Here is a 3,357-nt window from a genome sequence, read left to right as displayed (position 1 = left end):
TTATATGACAAGGCAAAAAACAGGCCAATGTGATTATTTTGTAACAGCATTGTATAAAAAATAGATTAATATTAATCATTTAATAACCAGCATTAATAATTTCAAATTAATTTTATGGTTTTATTTTAATAATGTGATAATAATCACATTTATGATGATTGATTTCAGCATTGAATGACTTGAACTGTGACAGTTATTTTTAATTTGTGATAAGTAATGACCTTTTCTGATTAGGTTGGATGATAACTTTTAGCTCAGTTGGCAGAACTATGCTATTGCGGATTGGGAGATAATCATCAGAAGCAGGTGTTCGTAATTCATTCACAGAGTGGAAAAAATCATGAACCTTAAGGAGACAAAGATCGCTAGTGCGGATTTATGCCAGTCTTGCTTTGTGTCAACTGTTCGGCCTGTCATTTTGCTCACTTTTTGAAAGGCATAAATGATTATTCTATACAGTATGAAAAGCTTTCTTGACCTTGAAATGGACCTTGATTAATTTAAGGCAGTATTCGTTGTCGCGTAAGCGATCGTTAATGTTCCCGCAGTCTGAGAGGAACGCCTTCGGGTGACTGATTTCAATGCCATTGTAGCCTGAGAGATGGCGTCTTCGGACGGCAAATCCGTTTATCCTTTGAAAACGGGTATCACTAACGATAGTGATGAAGGTGCAATTTCACAGACAGTTTTCCGACTTGCCAGTATCCTCAAACAACAACCTACGGTTCATTTTGCTTTCTACGCTTGCCTGGGTGGTTTCGTTCAGCAGTCCGGATGACTGTTGCCAGATTCGACAGGTTATTGGCTATTTTGCGGACAGCACATTGGGTCCAGAAGAAATGGGCGGCGTCACTTGTTGGCGTGATAACGAAAACCAAGTGACGCTGCCAGCGTACAGCCTGCCAAGCCACGTAATACAAGCTTTCCCCACGTCTTCTACCGTCTGATCGACACGTAGTACATGGGTCAGGATAGTTTGAAGACTGCCACTTACCCTAACGTCTTGAGTGAAAAACAATCATGTTGACGTTTTATATTCAGAAGAAGGAGAACAATCGACTCGATATTGATGGCGACGTCAGTGAAAACTGGCGTTGGAGGTAGTCTGACAACGGTCAGGACGGTGTAAACCGCGAACAGCTCAGAGAGCTGGGGTGCCTCGTAAGAACTCAACATTTCGCCACCCCGATGCACAGATATCAGTCGAGCCGCAGGAAGCGCAAATCAAACCGTGCCGTTGGGGTTGAGAGATGACATTCAGAATACTGTTTTGTATTGCTTGCCTCCGTCAGGTTACAAGCGGTGGTGTCGTGTGGGTTAAAAAGGAAATCGTTTGAATGTCAAAGTTGAGTAAACAGTTAGTCACATTGGCCCGTCAGGCTGGCGGCAGTTTTAAAACCGTTTCAGACAGAATGAAAATAGCCAAACGTCTGGCAGAAAGCATGGCGATATTAAATATTCAAATCCGTGATATTAAGAATATGAAAATTAATCATATTGAAAAATATATTGATAGCCGAAAGTCAGAGAATATTTCAAAGCGCACGTTACAAAATGAGATGGCGGCTGTTCGGGCGATATTCGCTATGGCGGGAAGATCTCAATTAGCTAACCCTCATCACAAACGGTTAAGTAATCATGCGCTCGGATTATCTGGCGCCAGCCGGGAGGGGACTAAGATGGCGATTTCGGATGAGCGTTATCACACGACGCTTGTTGTGGTCCGGGGGAAAGATGAAGGGGTAGCTGCGGCTATGCAACTTTCTCGTTATCTGGGACTGCGAACGGAAGAAGCGGTTCAGGCGGCAAAGTCATTAAAAACGTGGGAAAAAGCCTTATTGCGTGGGGATGAAAGAGTGAGGGTGGTGTTTGGTACAAAAGGAGGACGTCCCCGTGACACGACGGTGGTTGATCGGGATAAAGTGATCCAGGCAGTCAGGGCGGCAATAAAGTATGCCAATAAAAATCAGGGTCGTTTGATTGATAAGCCGAATTTACATTCGGCCATTGATCGTTACCGGAATATCGTCAGGGAAGCGGGGTTAACCGGAAAGTCTTCGCCACACAGTTTGCGTTATGCTTATGCTGTTGAGGCCATAAATTATCATTTGTCGAAAGGATTCAGTCGAAAAGAAGCGGAAGCGATGGTTTCAATGGATTTAGGGCATGGGGATGGACGCGGGCATTATGTTGCCCGTGTGTATAATAGACAGAGTGGCCATGATTAATCTGTTTTTGGATTTAGCTTGAATAAGAAAAGTATTCTGTTTAGCATAGATTGGCTTATTTGTTGTTTTTGAACAACTGTCAATGTTCTTGCAGTTTGAGAGGAACGCTTTCGGGTGACTGCTCTTAATGTCAGGGGGTCTGAGACTGACGCTTTCGAGTGACCTGTAATGCCACTGTAGCCTGTAAAGTGGCGCCTTTGGGCGGTACACCCGTTTATCCTTTGAAAACGGGTATCACTCATCAGTGATGAAGGTGCAATTTTACTGACCCAGTGGAGGCGTTTAGTTTCCCGATGGGCGACAATCTTCCTCAGTCATCAGGAGGATTGCTAATAGGAAATATAAAATGCGGCTTTGAGACTCACGAGTCTGCCCGTACAAGCGAACCACGTATAGGAAACCTGTTTGACCCCTGTTGACAGCAGTGATGATAATGACTGCGGTGACTGGCGTCATGAGATTTTCTACCTGCCGGATAAGCGGTTAATACCGTGATACCCATTCTGACTACCACCCTGACGGGGAAGACTTTTCCCTGATACAGGGAGAGTGTTCCTCGTTTTTTTCATTCGAGGAAATATGATGCAAACTTTATCGTTATCAACGGAAATATCGGTGAAATCTGTCCGGTTTGAAGAACTGTTTTCGACACAAAGCTGGCTTGAGGCGTTGTTAAAGAAAATGTTTTTTCGCCGGGCCATTCGGTTATGTCCCGGGTATCAGGGCGATTTCTGGGAGGGCCGTGTTTTGTCAAATGGCATTTTTTATGCCGTTCCGACGTTTCAACAACAATACCGTGTGTTTGTTGAGGATAATGGTTTTGAGGGGATCATGTCAGCGGAGGCTTTTGGCATCACGGTGACGCTATTCTCTTTGTATGAACTGGCAGATTTCAGTGAGCAGAACGACGATATTAAAGCCTTTCATGCTTTGTATGGTTATGCTCGTGGGCATTCAGAAGCTAAAAAAATACTCGCGGCTATTGATTAAATATTATCTGCTTTTCAGATTATTGACAAAGTGCTGGTTTTTTATCCGGCACTTTGTTTTAATTAAGTTCCGTTCACTCAACGGAGCTTGCCGCCATGTTAAGAACACCCCCTCTCCAGACTTTCCCGCCAGAAACGCT

3 protein-coding genes are annotated in these 3,357 nt (G+C 43.9%); all 3 read left to right on the top strand.

The window, feature by feature from the left end:
• The first annotated feature begins 668 nt into the window (after window positions 1-668).
• The 3 genes from EAE92_RS23760 to EAE92_RS23750 all read left to right on the top strand — a co-directional run bounded on the left by EAE92_RS23760 (window position 669) and on the right by EAE92_RS23750 (window position 3,218).
• Window positions 669-947, top strand: coding sequence for a hypothetical protein (locus EAE92_RS23760; RefSeq protein WP_214069826.1), 279 nt, complete (start codon window positions 669-671; stop codon window positions 945-947).
• Window positions 948-1,337: 390 nt separating this feature from the next.
• Complete coding sequence (locus EAE92_RS23755; RefSeq protein ID WP_214069825.1) at window positions 1,338-2,228, top strand: integrase domain-containing protein; 891 nt, start codon at window positions 1,338-1,340, stop codon at window positions 2,226-2,228.
• A gap of 582 nt (window positions 2,229-2,810) precedes the next feature.
• Complete coding sequence (locus tag EAE92_RS23750; protein WP_214069824.1) at window positions 2,811-3,218, top strand: antirestriction protein; 408 nt, start codon at window positions 2,811-2,813, stop codon at window positions 3,216-3,218.
• Window positions 3,219-3,357: the final 139 nt, after the last annotated feature.

Origin of the sequence: Photorhabdus hainanensis (assembly GCF_018448965.1) — a bacterium.
In the GTDB taxonomy this organism is placed as follows: domain Bacteria; phylum Pseudomonadota; class Gammaproteobacteria; order Enterobacterales; family Enterobacteriaceae; genus Photorhabdus; species Photorhabdus akhurstii.
Note: the sequence above shows the minus strand (reverse complement) of the source record. Positions and strands in the feature narration are given on the sequence as shown.

Bases quoted from the DNA above. Each gene is read 5' to 3' on its own strand.
- EAE92_RS23750 (WP_214069824.1), top strand. From the start codon at position 2,811: ATGCAAACTTTATCGTTATCAACGGAAATATCGGTGAAATCTGTCCGG.
- EAE92_RS23755 (WP_214069825.1), top strand. From the start codon at position 1,338: ATGTCAAAGTTGAGTAAACAGTTAGTCACATTGGCCCGTCAGGCTGGC.